18 protein-coding genes and 1 pseudogene are annotated in these 19441 nt (G+C 66.1%); 3 read left to right on the forward strand and 16 right to left on the reverse strand.

Annotated features, from left to right (window positions below):
* Positions 1-51: 51 nt before the first annotated feature.
* From JQ639_RS15545 to JQ639_RS15575, 7 genes are all read right to left on the reverse strand, one after another.
* The gene (locus JQ639_RS15545) at positions 52-636 is read right to left on the reverse strand and encodes a glutathione S-transferase family protein (RefSeq protein WP_211966860.1); all 585 of its coding nucleotides are present in this window, start codon (positions 634-636) and stop codon (positions 52-54) included.
* Positions 637-749: 113 nt separating this feature from the next.
* Entirely contained in the window at positions 750-1586 is an 837-nt protein-coding gene (locus JQ639_RS15550) for an outer membrane protein (protein WP_249123182.1), read from the reverse strand.
* 244 nt (positions 1587-1830) lie between these two features.
* On the reverse strand, positions 1831-2694 hold the full coding sequence (locus JQ639_RS15555; protein WP_211966858.1) for an outer membrane protein: 864 nt from the start codon (positions 2692-2694) through the stop codon (positions 1831-1833).
* Between the two features lie 416 nt (positions 2695-3110).
* Entirely contained in the window at positions 3111-4358 is a 1248-nt protein-coding gene (locus JQ639_RS15560) for an MFS transporter (protein ID WP_211966857.1), read from the reverse strand.
* Between the two features lie 216 nt (positions 4359-4574).
* Positions 4575-5921 carry a phosphoglucosamine mutase gene (gene glmM / locus JQ639_RS15565; RefSeq protein ID WP_211966856.1) on the reverse strand — a complete coding sequence of 449 codons (1347 nt, stop codon included), beginning with the start codon at positions 5919-5921 and terminating at the stop codon, positions 4575-4577.
* Between the two features lie 212 nt (positions 5922-6133).
* Entirely contained in the window at positions 6134-6331 is a 198-nt protein-coding gene (locus JQ639_RS15570) for a hypothetical protein (protein WP_211967273.1), read from the reverse strand.
* Between the two features lie 59 nt (positions 6332-6390).
* Positions 6391-6585 (reverse strand): hypothetical protein, encoded by a 195-nt coding sequence (locus tag JQ639_RS15575; RefSeq protein ID WP_211966855.1) that lies wholly within the window; start codon positions 6583-6585, stop codon positions 6391-6393.
* 98 nt (positions 6586-6683) lie between these two features.
* On the opposite strand from JQ639_RS15575, the gene JQ639_RS15580 reads away from it, so the two are divergent.
* Together JQ639_RS15580 and JQ639_RS15585 are read left to right on the forward strand one after the other, a co-directional pair.
* On the forward strand, positions 6684-7826 hold the full coding sequence (locus JQ639_RS15580) for an alpha-hydroxy acid oxidase (RefSeq protein WP_211966854.1): 1143 nt from the start codon (positions 6684-6686) through the stop codon (positions 7824-7826).
* Between the two features lie 62 nt (positions 7827-7888).
* Positions 7889-8623, forward strand: a complete 735-nt coding sequence (locus JQ639_RS15585; protein ID WP_211966853.1) for a hypothetical protein — start codon at positions 7889-7891, stop codon at positions 8621-8623.
* Positions 8624-8665: 42 nt separating this feature from the next.
* Here the strand turns inward: JQ639_RS15585 and JQ639_RS15590 are convergent, their stop codons facing one another.
* The 9 genes and pseudogenes from JQ639_RS15590 to JQ639_RS15630 form a co-directional block, all read right to left on the reverse strand.
* On the reverse strand, positions 8666-9292 hold the full coding sequence (locus JQ639_RS15590; protein WP_249123181.1) for a DUF5666 domain-containing protein: 627 nt from the start codon (positions 9290-9292) through the stop codon (positions 8666-8668).
* Between the two features lie 117 nt (positions 9293-9409).
* Positions 9410-10243 (reverse strand): shikimate dehydrogenase, encoded by an 834-nt coding sequence (locus tag JQ639_RS15595; RefSeq protein ID WP_211966852.1) that lies wholly within the window; start codon positions 10241-10243, stop codon positions 9410-9412.
* 26 nt (positions 10244-10269) lie between these two features.
* Positions 10270-10704 (reverse strand): GlcG/HbpS family heme-binding protein, encoded by a 435-nt coding sequence (locus JQ639_RS15600; RefSeq protein WP_211967238.1) that lies wholly within the window; start codon positions 10702-10704, stop codon positions 10270-10272.
* Between the two features lie 85 nt (positions 10705-10789).
* Positions 10790-12532 (reverse strand): SulP family inorganic anion transporter, encoded by a 1743-nt coding sequence (locus JQ639_RS15605; protein ID WP_211966851.1) that lies wholly within the window; start codon positions 12530-12532, stop codon positions 10790-10792.
* Between the two features lie 150 nt (positions 12533-12682).
* Positions 12683-12934, reverse strand: a pseudogene (locus tag JQ639_RS15610) (helix-turn-helix domain-containing protein); the annotation flags it as partial.
* A 156-nt stretch (positions 12935-13090) separates the two neighbouring features.
* Positions 13091-15145 carry an elongation factor G gene (locus JQ639_RS15615; protein ID WP_211966849.1) on the reverse strand — a complete coding sequence of 685 codons (2055 nt, stop codon included), beginning with the start codon at positions 15143-15145 and terminating at the stop codon, positions 13091-13093.
* Positions 15146-15405: 260 nt separating this feature from the next.
* Positions 15406-15885, reverse strand: coding sequence for a DUF992 domain-containing protein (locus tag JQ639_RS15620; protein WP_211966848.1), 480 nt, complete (start codon positions 15883-15885; stop codon positions 15406-15408).
* A gap of 214 nt (positions 15886-16099) precedes the next feature.
* Positions 16100-16627: a DUF992 domain-containing protein gene (locus JQ639_RS15625; protein WP_211966847.1), complete on the reverse strand. Its 528-nt coding sequence runs from the start codon at positions 16625-16627 to the stop codon at positions 16100-16102.
* A 138-nt stretch (positions 16628-16765) separates the two neighbouring features.
* The gene (locus JQ639_RS15630) at positions 16766-17968 is read right to left on the reverse strand and encodes a pyridoxal phosphate-dependent aminotransferase (protein WP_211966846.1); all 1203 of its coding nucleotides are present in this window, start codon (positions 17966-17968) and stop codon (positions 16766-16768) included.
* Between the two features lie 195 nt (positions 17969-18163).
* Here JQ639_RS15630 and JQ639_RS15635 point away from each other — a divergent pair, with 195 nt between their 5' ends.
* A complete protein-coding gene (locus JQ639_RS15635) occupies positions 18164-19432 on the forward strand; it encodes a glycosyltransferase family 87 protein (RefSeq protein ID WP_211966845.1) in 1269 nt (422 codons plus the stop codon).
* The last annotated feature ends 9 nt before the right edge of the window (positions 19433-19441 follow it).

Here is a 19441-nt window from a genome sequence, read left to right on the forward strand (position 1 = left end):
CTTCAGCGCGAGGCCATCACAACCCCGGCATGACGGCGACGCGGGCCGGCCTCAGGCGGCGATGCCAAGCACTTGTTCGGCCTCGCGGATCCAGCGCTTGACGGCTGGATAGGCGGCGAGGTCGAAGCCGCCCTCGTCCGCGACGCGGGTGTAGGCGAGCAGCGCGAGATCGGCGAGCGAGACCGCCGCACCGACCAGGAAGCGATGGCCGGCAAGCTGTGCCTCCATCCGCGCCAGCGCCGCATCGCCCCGCTTGACCTTGTCGGGATCGCGGGTCTCCGCCGGCCGGCCGAGATAGACCATGTGGAAGCGGCATACGGCGATATACGGCTCGTGGCTGTACTGTTCCCAGAACAGCCACTCGTCCATCTTCGCCGCCGCGAACGGATCGGATGGAATCAGCGCGCTGTCGCGGCCGAGATAGCGGATGATGGCGTTGGACTGCGCCAGCGCGCGGCCATCGTCGAGCCGGATGACCGGCACCTGCCCGGCGCCGTTCATGGCGAGGAATTGCGGCGTCCGGCTTTCGCCGGTCATGATGTCGACCGCAATCCACTCATAGGGCAGCGCGAGGTGGTCGCACAGCCACTTCACCTTCAGGCAGTTGCCCGACTTGGTATCGCCGAAGATCTGCATCGCAAGCCGCCCCGCTCGCCCGTCGTGACGACACCAGCGAACCAGAGCGGAGCATGTTCGTCAACGCGGATCGCAGCGCACGCCGCGTCCATATCGCCGCGCCGCGCGACGCCTCAGAACTTGTAGCCGAGGCCGGCGCGGACGGTGTTGATCTGGATATCGATATCCTTGACCTTCGTGAAGTGGACGTACTCGTACTCGGCCCGAGCAAACAGACCACCGATCAACATCGTCTCCAGGCCGATGCCTGCGGTGTAGCCGTACATGAAGACGCCGTTGCCGCCATCATAAGTCGGCTGGAATTGCGACAATGTGTTTCGATATGTCTGCGTGGAGCCGTCGGAAGCGATGTGCAAACCTTGGACGGTCGGCGTCACGCTGCGATAGATATCGGCCCGGCCGAGCGCAACGCCACCGAACATATAGGGCATGAAATTGCCGATCGACCAGCCGGCGCGTCCGCGCAGCGTCAGCACATCGGTGACATTGGCGGAGGCGTTGCCGTTCAACGCCAAGATCTCAGTGCAAGTATCCACCGCGGAAGCGGCACTGCACGCCTTGCCTGTATTGACCGGACCGTAGGACGCGCTCGACGAAGCAGAGAAGCTCGACAGCCGGCTGTAATTCGCTTCAATACCGAGGACCGCGTCGTCCCACTGCGCGTTGTAACCCACGAAACCGCCGAAGCTCGTTCCGTTCGGATGCGCCTTGCCGAGCAGCGCAACGCTCGAGCTCACGTCCTGCAGGTTCGTGTTACGAAAAACGAAGTTGCTCAGCGACTGGGTAGCCGAACTGAAGTCATCAGTGCCGCTGGAATATCCGATGTGACCGCCGACATAGGCGCCCTGCCAGTTGACCGTCGACGCGCTCAGCCCGTCGGTGATGCCGCCGCGCAGCACCGGCAGATCGGAGAGATCGGGAAGATCGGCGGCCTGGGCGCCCTGCGCCATTCCAGCCACCACTGCAGCCAACATCCACCGACGCATGACGAGACTCCAAACAACCACGACAGGATGGCCGAAGTATTACCCGTTAACCTTAACCATTCGTTGCATTAACGCGCTTTGCGCAGCGGCGTGGACGCCGAGCGCGATGAAATTCGGTGCCATCGCGGCGTCGACAACGGACGAAGTGCGCAAAAGAAAAACGGCGCGGAGAGTGTCCGCGCCGTTGAAGGTGGTGGAGAAAGAGCGATCAGCCCTTGGTGATGAGCGGCGGCGGCGCATACACCGGGGTCGGCGACAGCGACCAGCGCACGCCGAGCTTGACGTCGTTCGACGTGATGTTCTTGAACACGAACGGCGCACCATTGACCACCGACGACTGGTCGAACGAGTTGGTCGGGCCGGTCATGCCCTTGCCCATGTCGACATAGCTGTAGGCGAGTTCGATGGTCAGGCTGGGATTGACGCGGTAGGCGAGACCGGCATGCGCGGCCCAGGCGAAATTCCACTTCGAGGCGTTGGCCGCGGTGGTGTAGCTGTGGGACTGGTAGACGGACGTGCCGTTGGAGGCGAAGAAGTCCCCGGTGTCGCTGAAGTTCGAAACCGACACCCGCGCGGTGCCGACGCCCGCGCCGATGAACGGCGTGATGCACCACCACGTGCCGAGATCGACATAGGCATTGGCGAGGAACAGCAGCTCGGACTTGCTGGCGCTGTAGGCGTCGCTGCCCGGCAGGCTCAGACCGTACGCGGCATAGCGGAAGGTGTCGGTGCCCTTGAAGTTGGCGCTGCCACGATACTGACCGGTGACGTCCATGCGGAACCAGTTGTTGAACTGGTAGCCGACGCCGACGCCGTAGATGCCGGCGCTGTCGAAGTTCGAGGTCTGGTTCAGCGAGGAGACCGACGCGTAGGACGCATCGTTCGTGCTGCGCACGTTCTTGACGTTCTGGTTGCTGAAACCGATGTCGCCGCGCAGATACCAGCCGCCGAAGTCGGCGGGCGGCGGCGGGGCGTAGGCCGGCGGCGGCGCGATCGGAAGATCGGCAGCCAGCGCCGCGGTCGACAGTAACGAAGCCGCGGTCGCGGCCAGCAGATGCTTCAGATGACGCATTGGATCGGTCCCTTTCGTCCGGTGAGGCAGACGACGCAAAAGGCCTCACAAAAAACTCACAACGGGACGATCGCACCAAATGTTTAAGCGCCACTTAACCCTAATAATTAAGGTTGATTTTCAGTGATGGATGGGTCTCGCGGTACCATGCTGGCGCAGGAACCGCGGTTCCCGCGCCGATGTCTTAACGATGTGTTGACGACTGTGGCGCCGACAGAGCGATGCCGCCCCTCCTGGAGCAGCAAGGTCACCGGAAAACCGGCGGATGTCGGCAGGATCAAGGGAGCGAGAGTCTCTGATCCGGACGCGACACCGAATCAGAGACTCCAGCGGCAGCCTGTCACGAGCATGGGATGCGACAGGCCGATCTCTCGTCCGCGGACATCGACGTCGACTTTGACGTCGAGTTGGACGCTTCAGGCGCGCGAGACGCGCCGGATGTTGGGCAGGAACACCGCGAGCAGACCGAGCGCGGGCAGATAGGCACAAATCTGGTAGACGAAATCGATGCCCATGCGATCGGCGACCTCGCCGAACACAGCGGCGCCAATGCCACCGGCACCGAACGCGAAGCCGAAGAACAGGCCCGAGATCATGCCGAAACGATGCGGCATCAGCTCCTGCGCATAGACGATGATCGCCGGCATGGCCGACGCCATGATGAAGCCGATGAGGACGCTGAGCACGGCGCTGCCGGTGAGGCCGGCATGCGGCAGCAGCAGCGTGAACGGCAGCGCGCCGAGGATCGACACCCAGATCACATAACGACGCCCGATGCGATCACCGATCGGCCCGCCGAAGAAGGTGCCGGCGGCGACTGCGCCGAGGAACAGGAACAGGTAGAGCTGCGCGCTCTGCGTCGACACCCCGAACTTGTGAATGAGGTAGAAGGTGTAATAGCTGCCGATGCTCGCCATGTAGAAATACTTGGAGAACACCAGCACGATCAGGATGCCGATCGCGCTCGCGGTGCGCGCCGGCGACGGCGCGTGCGGATCGCGCTCGCGCGACACCGCCTTGCGCGGCACGATGCGCGGCTTGTACCAGCGACCGATCTGCCAGAGAATCACGATGGCCAGGAACGCGATCGACGAGAACCAGGCCAGCGAGGGCTGGCCGAACGGCACCACGATCAGCGCCGCCAGCACCGGCCCCATCGCCGAGCCGAAATTGCCGCCAACCTGGAAGACCGACTGCGCGAAGCCGTAACGTCCGCCGGAGGCGAGGCGCGCGATGCGCGCGGATTCCGGATGGAACACCGCCGATCCCAGACCGATCAGCGCTGCGGCGATCAGGATGACGGGATACTGGTGCGCCACGCTGATCAGCAGCAGGCCGATGAAGGTGAACCCCATGCCGATCGCAAGCGAGAACGGCATCGCCTTCTTGTCGGTGACGATGCCGACGATCGGTTGAAGCAGCGACGCGGTGACCTGGAAGACCAGCGTGATCAGCCCGATCTGGGCGAAGTCGAGCGCGTAGTTCTCCTTCAGGATCGGATACACCGACGGGATCAGCGACTGCATGGTGTCGTTGAGGAAGTGCGAAAAGCTGATGCTGCCGAGCACGACATAGGCCGGCCCCGCGCCGCTGGCGACCGGAGGGGCGGCAGTCACGGTCGGTACGGCGACCGCATCTTGGGTGATGACGACAGGCTTGTTCACGAGTGCGATCCGCAGGCTGGAAAGCGCCTGCTCGCCGCGCACGGCCGAGCCGCAGCGGGGATCGTCAGGCGCAGAGGTCGTTCGTCGAATGCGAGAACGGGCGATCGGAGGCCCGCTCGCCTTTTAGGACGCCGAACAGCGCGGAACCAGCGCCATTTGACGATAGCTGCGATGCAGCAGAGGGACCCTGCTGCGACAATGTGCGGATTGTCGGGCTCAGGCCGCGGCGGCCTGGCTGAGCGCCGAGACCACGCTGTCGACGACCTCCTCGACCACGTCGCGATCGTCGCCCTCGCCCATCACCCGAATCACCGGCTCGGTGCCCGAGGAGCGGACCAGCAGGCGGCCATGGCCGTTGAGGCGCTTCTCGGCGCTGGAGATCGCCGACTTGACGTCGGGGTTGTCGAGCGGCTTGCCGGCGCGATAGCGGACATTCTTGAGGATCTGCGGCAGCGGGTCGAAGCGATGGCAGACCTCCGACACCGGACGGCCCAGCTTCTGGATCACCGCCATCACCTGCAGCGCCGACACGAAGCCGTCGCCGGTGGTGTTGAAATCCGACAGCACGATGTGGCCAGACTGCTCGCCACCGACGTTGTAGCCCTGGGCCAGCATCTGCTCGAGCACATAGCGATCGCCGACCGGCGTACGCACCAGCGACAGCCCCTCGCCCTCCAGATAACGCTCGAGGCCGAGGTTGGACATCACGGTGGCGACGATGCCCGGCTTGGACAGCCGGCCGTCGTCCTTCCAGCTCTGCGCCACCACGGCGAGCAGCTGGTCGCCGTCGACGACATGGCCGCGCTCGTCGACCACGATCAGGCGATCGGCGTCGCCGTCGAGCGCGATGCCGATATCGGCGCGCATCTCGCGCACCTTGTTGCGCAGCGCATCCGGCGACGTGGAGCCGCAATCCTTGTTGATGTTGAAACCATCGGGCTCGACGCCCATGGCGATGACATCGGCGCCAAGCTCCCACAGCGCCTCCGGCACCACCTTGTAGGCGGCGCCATGGGCGCAATCGACCACCACGCGCACGCCATCGAGGCTGAGCGAGCGCGGCAGGGTGCGCTTTGCGAATTCGATGTAACGATCATGAACGCCGTCGATACGGCGGGCGCGGCCGAGGCTGGCGCTGGCGGCGAGCTTCTTGGTGATGCTCTCGTCCAGCAACTGCTCGATCTGCAGCTCGACATCGTCCGACAGCTTGTAGCCGTCCGGGCCGAACAGCTTGATGCCGTTGTCGTCGAACAGGTTGTGCGACGCGGAGATCATCACGCCGAGATCGGCGCGCATCGAGCGTGTCAGCATCGCCACCGCCGGCGTCGGCATCGGGCCGACCAGCAGCACGTCCATGCCGACGGAGGTAAAGCCGGCGACCATGGCGTATTCGATCATGTAGCCGGACAGACGGGTGTCCTTGCCGATGACGACACGATGGCGATGATCGCCGCGCTGAAACACGAGGCCTGCGGCCTGCCCGACCTTCAGGGCGAGCTCCGGCGTGATGACACCGTTGGCGCGACCCCGAATCCCGTCGGTTCCAAAATATTTGCGAGCCATGATTCCCCCGCTCTGCGGTCCTTCCCCAGAACCGGCGAGCCCAAATAATACGTCGGGGCCGCTTATAAAGCTTTTGAGACGGTCGCCACTTCAAAAAATATGATGAATCATTACTTCACCGGGCGCAAGGAACCGCCTCAAGTCATTGTAAAATAGATAAATATCTGAAAAGCAGCGCCGGGACCGTGCCAGCCCCGGCGGCTGCCCACCCGTTACACTTTCCGTTTCACGTCGTCGTCGTGCTTCGACGGCGCTGGCTGGGTAACGCTGACCGGGTCTGATCCAGGAAAAGAGTCCTCAAGACCTTCGTCCAGGGATTTTTCCTCGGCGCGCCTGTGCCGGGGATGGTCCTTGCCGTGGACAGGACGGATTTTGTCGTCGTGCGAACGGGTATGCCGGGCGGTCGTCATGATCAGCTCCTTGCGTGTCGCCCGGCCAACGTTCCGCAGCGCTGCGCGTTCCCGTCCGCTCAATCGTCGGCGTCCTCCCGCGAGGGCGCCGGCTGCACCACGCTCACCGGATCGGAGCCGGGAAACGTCCCCCGCAGCCCCTCGTCGAGCTCCTGCTCCCGTGCGGCTCTTTCCCGCGCCGCCTGCCCGGCAGCGGCGCCGGCGGTTGTCTTGGAGGTTCCATTGTGCTTTTCGTCCGATGCCGTATCGGCCATGATGCGCTCCGCAAACAATGAGTTGGACAACGTCCGAGGGAGCTCAGCTGTTCCCACGCACGGCGGATCGAACGACGAAGAGGGCTCCGGAAACTCCCATGAAAGACATCACCTGCATCGAAGACCTGCGCCTGATCCACAAGCGTCGCGTGCCGAAGGCCTTCTTCGATTATGTCGACGGCGGATCCTATGCCGAGGAAACGCTGCGCGCCAACCGGGAGGATCTGCAGAAGATCAAGTTTCGCCAGCGCATCCTTGTCGACATCTCGCAGCGCGATCTCTCCACCACCATCCTCGGCGAAAAGGCCAGCCTGCCGCTGATCCTCGCGCCGGTCGGCTCGACCGGCATGCAGCACGGCGATGGCGAGATCCATGCCTGCCGCGCCGCCCAGGCCGCCGGCATCCCGTACACGCTGTCGACCATGTCGATCTGCTCGATCGAGGACGTCGCCGCCAATGTCGACAAGCCGTTCTGGTTCCAGCTCTACGTCATGCGCGACCGCGGCTTCTGCAAGGCGCTGATCGAGCGCGCCATCGCCGCCAAGTGCAGCGCGCTGGTGCTGACCGTCGACCTGCAGCTGCTGGGCCAGCGCCATGCCGACATCAAGAACGGCCTGTCGGTGCCGCCGCAGCTGATGAAGTTCAAGAACATCGTCGACTTCATGAGCAAGCCGGCCTGGCTGTCCGGCATCCTGCGCGGCAAGAGCCGCAACTTCGGCAACATCGCCGGCCATCTGCCGGGCGCCGACGACCTCGCCTCGGTGTCTGCCTGGGTCAATTCGCAGTTCGACCTGTCGCTGAACTGGAAGGATGTCGAGTGGATCCGCAGCGTCTGGCCGGGCAAGCTGATCCTCAAGGGCATCCATGACGTCGAGGACGCGCGCGAGGCGGTGCGCACCGGCGCCGAGGCGCTGGTGGTGTCGAACCATGGTGGCCGCCAGCTCGACGGCGCACCGTCGTCGGTGTCGGTGCTGCCGAAGGTGGTCGACGCGGTCGGCTCGCGCACCGAGGTGCTGTTCGATAGCGGCATCCGCTCCGGCCAGGACGTGATGCGCGCCATCGCCCGCGGCGCCAAGTCCTGCATGATCGGCCGCTCCTACATCTACGGCCTCGGCGCCGGCGGCGAAGCCGGTGTCACCAAGGCGCTGGAGATCATCGGCAAGGAGCTCAGCGTCACCATGGGCCTGTGCGGCGTCAACCGCATCAGCGAGATCGGGCCGCAGGTGATCGCCGAGGGCTGACATCGCGGTGCACAGGCGGCGTCGGTGCAACGCCGGCGCCGGCCCCGTTCGGGAAGCAGGTCATGGGCAAGCATGCGGACGACGAAGTCATCCCGATCAACTTCCGCCTGACGCCGCAGGCGTCCTGGCATTTCATCGCGTTAAGCGCCGGACTCTCGCCGAACGAACGACCCATGGTCCTGACCGTGCTGTGGAACGAAGCTTACGACGAGATCAAGAAGTGCATGGTCGACCAGGGCATCGCCCTCGCGGGGATGTACCGCGACGAGGTGGCAGATGCCGCCATCCAGCATCTCGATGGCGTGGATCTGTACTTCGCTGTCAACCGTGCGCAGTCTGAACATTTCAGAGGCAGGACGATCGACTGCGACAACAATCGCGTCTTCTTCCTGCCCTTACCACCATTCGCTTGGCAAAGCAGCGGTCCGGCTGGACACAGCACGCGGTCGGGGGAATTGATCGTGAACAAGCATGCGAACCACGAACTCATTCCCATCAACTTCCGCCTGACGCAGCGAGCGTCCGATGCCATCAATCGGCTGACGACACAGTTTTCGTCTGCCACACAGCCGGCCTTTCCGTGCCTGCTCTGGAACGAAGCCTACGACGAGATCAGGAAGCCACTGATCAACCAGGCGCCGGTCGTCGGCTGGTACGACCGGCAGGACGTGCCCGACACCGTCATCCAGCACGTCGACGGCGTCGATCTGTACTTTGCCGTCAGCCGTGCACAATCCCTGCACTTCAGGGGCAAGACGATCGATTACGAGAACAATCGTTTCGTCTTCGCCCCGTGAGTTCGTGCTTGCCTGCTTGCAGCGGGATTGACGATCAAGCCCCTACATCGGCGGTGTCAGGCCGTCCTTACCGACGCTGATGCGGGCGGCGGTGAAGCTGCCGTCCTCGTTGCGGGTGACGAAGGCGATGATCTTGGCGCCGGCCTTGAGGTCCGAGCGATCGTCCGGCACGTAGGTGACGATCGGCGTTTCCGGCGTGACGATGATGGTCTTCTCGCCGCCCTTGTATTTCAGCGTCAGCTGGTGGCCATCATTGCTCTCCACCGTCTGATCCACCGTGGCGTTGGTCATGGTGCTGTTGGGTCGCAGGTCCCAGGGACGAAAGCCCTCGCCGGTGCCGCGCATCGCATCGGGAAACAGGTGCACCGACAGCGCCTTCTGGCTGCCATCGGCCTGCGGCATCGCCGCGACGCCGATATAGGCGCCGGGCTTGATGTCGGCGAGCGCGATCTTGACGATACCGCTGACCTGCAGGTTGTCCGGCGTCCGCAGCGTGACATGGGAGCCGTCGCGCGAGGTCACCGCGAGCGTCGTGCCGTCGACGCTGTCGATGGTGCCGCGAATGCGCGAGGCCTGGGACTGTTGCTGGGGCTGTTGCTGGGCCTGAGCGGCCGGCGGCACGGTCAGCATGAGCAGGGCGGAAACGATGACGAAACGAGATGAGAGCATGGGCGACCATCCATCAGGGAGACCAACCTCCCCTCAACCCCATCGCTCATGCCCTATTCCCGCGCCGCCGTCCTGTCACGCAGGCGTGAGTGCACGTGAGCGCACGGCGGAACCGCCTCACACCTTCGCGAGATCGGCCTCGATCAGGCCGCGGAGGTCCGCGGTCACCTCGGGCCGCTGCCCGAACCACAGCGAAAAGCCGCGCACAGCCTGGTGCAGCAGCATGCCGAGCCCGTCTGCGGTCCGCAGCCCGCGCGCCGCGGCCGCGGCAAGCAGCGGCGTCACCAGCGGCGCATAGACGAGATCGGCGACCACTGCGTCCTGCGGCAGCGGCGTGATATCGATCGCCAGCGGTGGCTGGCCGGTCATGCCGAGCGAAGTGGTGTTGGCGAGCAGCCCGACGCGGCCGATCAGGTCCGGCACGGCGAACCAGTCGACGGCATTGACACGCCCGTCGAAGCGGCCGGCGAGTTCCTGCGCCCGTGCCGGCGTGCGGTTGGCGACATGGATGCGGGCGATGCCGCGCTCGATGAGGCCGAACACGACCGCCCGCGACGAGCCGCCGGCGCCGAGCACCAGCGCCTCCGACGCGGTGTCCCAGCCCGGCGCGCAGGCATCGAGATTGCCGATAAAGCCTTCGACATCCGTGTTGGTCGCACGCAGCACCCCGCCATCGAGCCATAGCGTGTTGGCGGCGCCGACGGCGCGGGCGCGGTCGTCGGGGACGGTCAGCGCCAGCACCCGCTCCTTGTGCGGGATGGTGACGTTGGCGCCGACATAGCCATGCGCGGCGAGACGGGACACGAAGTCGGCGACCGCATCCGGCTGCACCGCCTCGATGCGGTAGTCGCCGGCAATGCCGAGCGTCGTCAGCCAGTGCTTGTGGATGAGCGGCGAGCGCGAATGCCCTACCGGCCATCCGATCAGACAAGCCGCGCGCACGTCGGTCATCGAAGCGGTCCCCTCATCGGCGTGGATCACACGCCGGCGTCGGCCTTGAAGCCGGCGAACTCGATCGCGGCAATGGTGCAGACCTCGTCGTTGTCGGAGGTATCGCCCGAAATGCCGACCGCGCCGACAATGGCGCCACCGGCGTCGCGCACCAGCGCGCCGCCCGCCATCGGCGCAAATCGACCGCCGCTGATCTCGGCCATGGCCGCTGCGAATTCCGGCTGCTTGGCGGCGCGCGCTGCGAGCGGCCTGCCGCCGGAATTGAAGCCGAGGCAGCCATAGGCCTTGGCGCGGGCGATGTCGGGACGGAACAGGCCGCCGCCATCCTCGCCGGAGAAGGCCACCAGCACGCCGCGGGCGTCGAGCACCGCGATGCCGACGGGCTTCAGCTTGAGCTCGCGCGCCTTGGTGAGAGCGCCTTCGATGATCTTGGAAGCCTGGGCGAGCGTCAGCGACATGATAGAGCGGTTCCTCGGTAGGGTCTGAGTGGCCAGGCGCGACTGCACCCGCCGTGGGGCCGGTCAAACCACGGCAGGCCTCAGGGTGTCAATCAACCGCGGCGGGCGGCGCCTCGGCTTCGCCGGCCGCCGTGGACCGCGCCACCGCACGGGCCTGCGCGACGGCGGCGGCCATCTCGGCGATGAAACGCACCTCCGGCTGGCGCACGCCATGGCGCAGCAGCACGCGGCGCACCGCCGGACGCGCGCCTGCGACATAGACCCGCGCCCGCCAGCGCGCCGCCTTGCGCACAAAACCGTTCAGCGTGGCGGCCGCGCTGGAATCGAGCAGCGGCACGGCGGAGAGGTCGATGACATAGGCCTTCGGGTGCTCGGCGATCTGGTCGAGCGCGGCGGCGACGCTCGCGGTGGCACCGAAGAAGAACGCGCCGGAGATCCGCACCACCACGACATCGCGATCCGTGGCGAGCGCGGCGTCGTAGGGCACGCGGCCGCCATTCGCCGTATCGGCGCGATCCTCCTCGCGCAGCGACGGCATCTGCTCGACGTCGACCGTCTGCGCCATGCGGTGCAGGAACAGCAGCAGGCTGAGACCGAAGCCCGCGAGAATACCCTCGGTGAGATCGCGGAACACGGTCAGCAGAAAAGTCACCAGCAGCACCAGCGCGTCGGCGCGCGACGCCCGCAGCAGCGTGGCGAAGGCATGCCGCTCCGCCATGTTCCAGGCCACCGTCGCCAGCACCCCGGCCAGCGCGGCGAGCGGGATGTAACTCGCCAGCGGCGCGGCCAGCAGCATGAACGCCAGCAGGAACAGCGAATGCAGCATGCCCGACACCGGCCCGCGCGCCCCGGAGCGCACATTGGTGGCGGTGCGCGCGATGGTGCCGGTGACGCAGATGCCGCCGAACAGGGCCGAGGCGATGTTGGCGACACCCTGCGCCACCAGTTCGCAGTTGGAGCGATGGCGCCGGCCGGTCATGCTGTCCGCGACCACCGCCGACAGCAGACTCTCGATGCTGCCGAGCAGCGCGAACGACAGCGCCGCCGGCAGCACCGCGATGACCTTCGCAATGTCGAGCGCCGGCAGGTGCGGCGCCGGCAGCCCGCGGGGAATACCGCCGAACCGCGAGCCGATGGTGTCGACCGGCAACTGCAGGACGGCGGCGACCACCGTGGCGGCGGCGACCGCGATCAGCAACCCCGGCCAGTGCGGCCTCAACGCCCGCACGGCGGCGATGATGGCGATGGCGAGAACCGACAGCCCCAGCGCGGAGGGACTGACCGTCGGCCATGCGGCCGCGAGCGCCTGCAGCTTCGGCCCCAGGGGGCCCGGCTCGGCGCCCGCCAGCGTCAGGCCGAACAGGTCCTTGAGCTGGCTGGCGAGAATGATGACGGCAATGCCGGCGGTGAAGCCGACCGTCACCGGATAGGGAATGTACTTGATGAAAGTGCCGAGCTGCAGCAGGCCCGCGACCATCAGCACGAGGCCGGCGATCAGGGTGGCGAGGATCAGGCCATCGAGGCCGTGGACCTGCACGGTCGATGCGACCAGCACGATGAAGGCGCCGGCAGGCCCGCCGATCTGGAAGCGGCTGCCGCCAAGCAGCGACACCACGAAGCCGCCGACAATGGCAGTGGTGAGGCCGCGGTCCGGGCTGACGCCGGAGGCGATCGCGATCGCCATCGACAGCGGCAGCGCGACGATCGCGACCGTCAGCCCCGACACGAGATCGGCGCGGAAGTCCGCCAGCCCGTAGTGCTCGCGCAGCACGGTCACGAGCTTGGGCGTGAACAGCGCGGTGAAGGAGGGAGGCAGGACGGTGGCGGCCATGATCGTTCTTTCCACTGGCAATCGAACACACCGGCGGTGGACGACCGCCGGATGCGATCAGCGTGGCTCCGGTGGGGGTTTGGCTGGCTGCGCCGGCCTGGCTGGCTGCGCCGGCTTGGGTGGCTGCGCCGGCGGCTTAAATGGCTGCGCCGGCTTGGGCTGCTTGAGGCGGACGCCGCGTCCGCCGGCAAGGCTCTCGGCATTGTCGCCGATCAACGTGATGCCGGCCCGGTCGAGCGCCTCGACCACCTTGGTCAGGGTGTCGATAACCCCGCGGACGGTGCCGTCGCTCGCCTCCATGCGCTGGATTGTCGGCAGCGACACGCCGGACATTTCGGCGAGCTGGCGCTGATCGATGCCAAGCAAAGCCCGGGCGGCTCGCATCTGGGCCGAGGTGATCATCGGAAAAGCCGTATAATTGATGTTTAATACATCATATCTACCATAATTAGAGTGGATTTTAAAGAGGTCGGGTTGATCGAGCGCAAAAAAACCGGCCCAAATGAAAAAGGGCCGCAGGTTTTGCGGCCCTTGCCGGAGGTGGCCTCCACTCGCTTGTCAGGCGGCCGCGGAGCGATGGGCGGCGATGATCTGCTCGGCCGCGCGGCCGGTGACCTCGGCCATGTGGTCGAAGCGGCGGCTGAAACCGCCGGCACCCGCCGTCGCCGAGCGCAGTTCCACGATCAGGTCGCCGATCTCCGCTTCCGGCATCAGCGCCTTGACCGCGTCCCAGCCGCTCCAGTTCTCGCGGGTGTCGAACGACAGGATCTGGCCGCGGCGCCCCGACAGGATCGCATTGATCTTGGCGGTGGCGTCGGTCGGACAGACGATCTCGACCTCGTAGATCGGCTCCAGCAGCACCGGCTGGCACTGCGGCAGCGCTTCGTTCATCCCGGTCCGCGCCGCCGTGCGGAAAGCGAGGTCCGAGGAATCGACGCTGTGATAGGAGCCGTCGGTCAGCGTCACCGCGACGTCGATCACCGGGAAGCCGAGCGGCCCGCGCAACAGGCCGTCCTTCACCCCGTCTTCGACCGCCGGAATGTAGTTGCGCGGCACCGCGCCGCCGACGATCTTTTCGGTGAAGGCGAAACCGCCGCCGCGCGGCAGCGGCTTGATGTCGAGCACCACGTCGCCGAACTGGCCATGGCCACCGGACTGCTTCTTGTGCCGGCCACGCTGGGTCATCGGCTTGCGGATGGTCTCCTGGTAGCCCACCGCAGGCGCATGCTGCTTGACCGTGACGCCGAAGCGGTCGCGCAGCCGCTCCAGCGCCACGCGCAGATGCATCTCGCCCTGGCCCCACACCACGATCTCGTGGCTGATGGGATCGTGGATCATGGTCAGCGAGGGGTCCTCATCGTTGAGGCGCGCGAGTGCCTGTCCCAGCTTGACGTCGTCCTTGCGGTCGACGGCGGCGAGCGCGATCGCCAGCACCGGCGACAGCGGCGCGATCTCGATCAGCGCCTTCGGCGCGGTCTTGCCCGACGACAGCGTATCGCCGGTGCGGACCGCATCGAGCTTGCCGAGCGCGACGACATCGCCGGTCTCCGCCGACGTGCGCTTGGTATCGGTCGCCGCGGATGCCGCCGACATGCCGGAGATGCGTGCCGCCTCGCCGCGCGACGACAGGAGAGTCGCGCCATCGTCGAGGCGGCCGGCCAGCACGCGGCTGAGCGACAGCTTGCCGCCGTGCTGGAGATGCGCGGTCTTGAGCACATAGGCGACCGCGTCCTTGCCGCTGGCCTTGACGCCGAGCCGTTCGGCGGTCGCCTCGACACCGGGACATTCATGGCGCAGCGCCTTCATCAGCCGCAGCACGCCGTTCTCACGGACCGCCGACCCCAGCAGCACCGGACAGATCTGCCCTTCGCGCAGTTCCCGCGCGAGATCGTCGAACACCGCATCGCGTGGCGGCGGAATATCCTCGAGCAGTTGCTCCATCAGACGGTCGTCGTGATCGGCAAGCTTCTCCAGCATGGTGAAGCGCGCTTCCTTCTCACGATCAAGATCGCCGCCATCGAGCGAGATCACCTCCGAGGGCAGATGCTCGCGGTAGACGAACGCACGCTCGAGCGCGAGGTCGACGAATCCGGTGACGATGTTGTCGGCCCAGATCGGGATCTGCCGCAGCACCAGCGGCACGCGCGACGCCGGCTGCAGCGTCGCCAGCGTGTCGCGCACGCGGGCATCGGCCTTGTCGATCTTGTTCAGGAACAGGAAGCGGGGAATGCCGAGATCCTCGAGTTCGCGCATGATGATCTGCAGTTGCGGCAGCTTGCGCTCGTCGGCTTCGCACACCACCACCGCCGCGTCGACCGCGGGCAGCGCCGCGCGCATGTCGTGGATGAACTCCACAGAGCCCGGGCAGTCGATGAAGGTATAGCTGTCGCCCATGAAGCTGACCGTCGCCGCGGTCAGTGACACACTCATGCGATGGGCGCGGGCCTCCGGTGACGCATCTCCGAAGGTGGTGCCACCTTCGACCGTACCTGCTTTGGGGATCGCGCCGGTGCGCGCGAGGATGGCTTCGAGAAGTGTGGTTTTACCGCTCTGGAAAGGGCCCACCAATGCGATGCACCGTGGACCTCGGGGACTTCTGACGTCATGTCCCATTGCCGCCTCCTGACTGGAGCTCGGCCCATGATTGGGTCGGCACATGTGATCGTCTCAGGCCCCCGGAGCGTTGGCAAGGAGGAAACTTTGCGGCTCCGCAACATGTCAGACCGGTCGCCGGCGATCCGCGGGAACCAGCGGCGAAGGCCTTCGGCAATCGCCCCGCTGCAACACTGATTGCGCAAGCAACGAAACCAGCAACAAAAAAGGCCCGCTCGCGCGGGCCTTTCCGATTGAAAATATCGGCCTGCAACCAGGCGTCAGCGACCCGGACGCAGCGTGAGCTCGGCGATGCCCGCCGCGACGCTGACGCCGACCTGGCCCTGCACGCTCAGCGGCTGCAGCGCGAAGGAGTTCGCCGAACCCCCGATCAGCGCATTGCCGCCGAGGCCGACGCCGACGGTCGCGCTGCCCTGCACGCCGGCATATTTGCCGGACAGATCGCCCCGGCCGATGCGGGCTGTCGGCGCGAACACCGCCCAGCTGAGCGCGCTCTGCTCGGTGATGCCGAGATCGAGGCCGATCTTGCGGATCTGCGCGACATAGAAGTCCGGCCGGCGGCCATCGGCGGTGAGCCGGCACGACAGGTTCGTGACCGAACCGACGATGAAGCCCGTGCTGGCGCCACCACGGCATTCCAGCACGCCGACCTGCACGCGCGACTGCTGGGCGCTGGCGGCCGTGAACGAGGCAACGAGCATGGCGGCGGCAGCACCGACAAGGGCTGAAAGACGACGCATGGGATGATCTCCGGTGATGTGTGGGGGATGGCGGGAAACGAGCGGCAAGAACAGGGCACGCGAACAATGCAGGGAGTTCATTAATTCACAGCCGCGCTGAATGTTCAATGAACGGCCCGCGGCGATCCGCCGCCGGCTGCGGCTGCGAACGGGCAGCCACAAAAAAAGAGGCCCGCTTGACGCGGGCCTCTCTCAAACCAGTCGATCAATCGTCTTAGTGATGGTGACGATGATGATGACGGCGGTGCGCACGGCGGGCCGGGCGAACGTCGGCCGGACGCAGCTCGACATCGACGATGCCGGCAACAGCGGCGAGGCCGGTCTGGCCCTGCAGGCTGAGCGGCTGCAGCGAGAACGCATTGGCCGAACCGCCGACGAGGAGGTTCGCGCCGACGCCGACGCCGACAGTCGCGTTGGCGCCAACGCCACCGTAGTGACCGGCGAGAGCGCCCGGGCCCACGCGATAGGTCGGAGCATGCACGGCCCAGGCAAGGCCGGTCTGCTGGGTCACGCCGAGGTCGAGACCGAAGCGGTGGATGCTGGCGATGTACGGCTGGACCGCGCGACCGTCATTGCTGCGGAAGACGCACTCGAGCTCGGTCGCCGAACCAACGACGAAACCGACGTTCTGACCGCCCTGGCATTCGAGAATGCCGACCTGCACGCCCTGCTGCGCATTGGCGGATGCAAATGAGGCAAGAAGCGACGCGGCGGCCAGGCCGAGAAGGGCTTTGAAGCGCATATTCTGAGACTCCGGAGATTAAGAATTTGGAACGCGTGAGCGCGGCCCGACGATGAAGCAAATGCCGTGTCAAAAACAAGGCACTTTCTAAAAAAAGCCGCGAATTTTGTCGTGAGCCAGACGAAAACAGTTCAAAGGTTACCGAAGATTGCCGCAAAAACGTTGAATGCGCTTGCAGGCGTCCTCGAGATCGGAGGTTTTCGTGGCGTAGGAGATGCGGAAAGCCGGGCCAAGGCCGAACGCCGAGCCCTGCACCACCGCGACGCCTTCGCTCTCCAGCAGTTCGGTCACGAAATCTTCATCCGTGGCGATGGTCTTGCCCGACGGCGTGGTCTTGCCGATGGTGCCGGCGCAGGACGGATAGACGTAGAACGCACCTTCCGGCCGCGGGCAGTGGATCCCTGTCGCCTGATTCAGCATCGCCACCACGAGATCGCGGCGCTCCTTGAACACCTTGTTGTTCTCGCCGATGAAGTCCTGCGGGCCGTTGAGCGCTTCCACCGCCGCCCACTGGGCGATCGAGGACGGGTTCGAGGTCGACTGCGACTGGATCGTCGCCATCGCCGCGATCAGCTCGCGCGGGCCGCCGGCATAGCCGATGCGCCAGCCGGTCATGCAATAGGCTTTCGACACACCGTTCACGGTCAGCGTGCGGTCGAGCAGCTGCGGCTCGACCTCAGCCGGAGTCGCGAACTTGAAGTCGTCGTAGACGAGGTGTTCGTACATGTCGTCGGTCATCACCCAGACATGGGGGTGACGCACCAGCACGTCGGTCAGCGCCTTGAGCTCGGCCGCGGTATAGGCCGCGCCGGTCGGGTTCGACGGCGAGTTGAGGATCAGCCACTTGGTCTTCGGCGTGATCGCACGCTCGAGCTCGCCCGGCTGCAGCTTGAAACCGTGCTCCGCGGTGCACACCACCGGCACGGATTCGCCGCCCGCCAGCGCCACCATTTCGGGATAGCTGACCCAGTACGGCGCCGGGATGATCACCTCGTCGCCCGGATTGATGGTCGCCATCAGCGCATTGTACAGCACCTGCTTGCCACCGGTGCCGACCGAGATCTGGTTCGGCTTGTAGACGAGGCCGTTCTCCCGCTGGAACTTGGCGATGATCGCCTCCTTCAGCTCGGGAATGCCGTCCACGGCGGTGTACTTGGTCTTGCCGGCTTCGATGGCGTGAATCGCCGCCAGCTTGATGTTAGCGGGGGTATCGAAGTCAGGCTCGCCGGCGCCGAGGCCGATGACATTTCGTCCCGCCGCTTTGAGCTGCCGCGCCTTGTCCGTGACCGCGATCGTGGCGGACGGCTTCACACGGGACAGCGAGGCAGACAGGAAGGACATCATCATCTCCTAGCAAGCGACCACGCTGTAGCGCGCGCGAGTCGGGTTTTTCAGGCAGCGCGGCACCCTAAAGGGGGCGCGATTGCACCGCAAGACGAATGGGCAAAAAGATCGCCCTGAGTGCGCCGGGACTTAGGAAAGCTTAAAGCCGCCCTCACTACCATCGGCGCAACATTCATCAAATTTCACCGGCAAATGGCTCATTTCTGGCAATCCGTCGGGCAATCCGTCTGCCGATCCGTAAGCACCGGCGGCTGGCTCACACGCGAACGTGTCCGCGGCTACAGCCTGCTGTTGCTGGGGCTGATGCTGGCCGCGGGCCTCGCCTGGGTCGCCCTGTCCGATCACCTGATCGACCGCAACGGCAAACCCCTGGGAACCGACTTCTCCAACGTCTATGCCGCCGGCACCCTGACCCTGCAGGGCCGCGCGCCCGACGCCTACGACCCGCCCCTGCAACATGCCGCCGAGCAGGCCGTGTTCGGCGGCCGCGACGTGCCGTTCTTCGGCTGGCATTATCCGCCGTTCTTCCTCGCCGTCGCGGCGGCCGTCGCGATGCTGCCCTATGCCTTCGGCCTGCTGCTCTGGCTGGTGTCGAGCGGGCTCGCCTATGTCGCCGTCATTCGCGCGGCCGTGCCGGAGCGTGACGGCCTGCGCCGGGACGCCGTGCTCGTCGCCCTCGCCTTCCCCGCAGTGTTCGTCAACATCGGCCACGGCCAGAACGGCTTCCTGACCGCCGCGCTGCTCGGCGGCGCGTTGCTGACGCTCGATCGCCGCCCCGTGCTCGCCGGCGTGCTGATCGGCCTGCTCGCCTACAAGCCGCAGTTCGGTGTTCTCATCCCGCTGGCGCTTGTGGTCAGCGGGCGCTGGACAACCATCGCCGCCGCCGCCGCGACCGTAATCGCGCTGATCGCCGCGACTTTCGCGGTGCTCGGCACCGACATCTGGCGGGCGTTCGCCGCCTCGACCACCTTCACCCAGCAGGTGGTCCTCGAACAGGGCGGCACCGGCTGGGAGAAGATCCAGTCGATCTTCTCGGCGACCCGCATGTGGGGCGCCGGCCTGCCGCTCGCCTATGCGAGCCAGCTCGCACTGGCCACGCTGCTCGCGATCAGCCTCGCCTGGCTGTGGCGCAGCAATGCCGACGGCAACCTCAAGGCGTCCGCGCTGGCGACGGCCTGCCTTCTCGCAACGCCCTACGTGCTCGACTACGATCTCATGGTGCTGGCGATCGCCATCGTCTTCTTCGTCCGCCACGGCCTCGCGCGCGGCTTCCATGCCGGCGAGATCAGCATGCTGGCCGCCGCCTGGATCGTGCCGCTGTTGACGCGCACGGTCGCCGGGGCGACCGGCATTCCTCTGGGACTGCTCGTCGGCCTTGCGCTCTATGCGATGACGCTGCGCCGTGCGCTGGCCGATCGCGCGCACGTGACCCGGCCCGATCACCGTTTCGCGCGGGCGTGACCGCGCCGG

The sequence above is a fragment of the Bradyrhizobium sp. U87765 SZCCT0048 genome (genome assembly GCF_018131225.1).
Lineage (GTDB): Bacteria > Pseudomonadota > Alphaproteobacteria > Rhizobiales > Xanthobacteraceae > Bradyrhizobium_A.